This window comes from Halorubrum sp. SS7, from assembly GCF_005435055.1.
GTDB classification, from domain to species: domain Archaea; phylum Halobacteriota; class Halobacteria; order Halobacteriales; family Haloferacaceae; genus Halorubrum; species Halorubrum salinarum.
In genome coordinates this window covers 1-377 of sequence record NZ_SGXV01000394.1, presented here as the reverse complement: position 1 = coordinate 377, position 377 = coordinate 1, and the positions used below count along the sequence as shown (strand labels likewise).

Below are 377 nucleotides of genomic sequence, written 5' to 3'. Positions count from 1 at the left end.
GTGGAGAGCGCGTCCGAGTGGTGCGCGATCAGGTGTGATCCCGTCACCTCGCGCATCTCGGAGCGGTCCCGCGTCCACGCGACGAACCCACACCGGCCACACGTCCAACGGCTCATCATGATCGGAAACGTACCTCGTGGGACCCGTCCGAGGCTCATGTATGTTGGGTTATGTGTGTGCGGTCACCGCGGGCGTCGGTCGGGACGCCGATCCGGGAGCCGCGGAGCGCGTGCCTCTCGGCGCCGGCGACCGCGATCGTGAACTCCGTGCCGTCACGTGCGGCGGGTATAAAAGGGCCACCACCGGCGAGGGTACCCACGAACGCGCATTCTCCGTCGACGAAAGGGGGATCGATACTCACGAGCGCGGATCCGACC

1 protein-coding gene is annotated in these 377 nt (G+C 67.1%); it reads left to right on the top strand.

The genetic code is table 11. The features are described 5' to 3' along the window. Nucleotides 1-160 precede the first annotated feature (160 nt). Nucleotides 161-377, top strand: a 217-nt coding sequence (locus EXE44_RS21240) for a hypothetical protein (RefSeq protein WP_206750411.1), incomplete at its 3' end; no start/stop codon positions are given.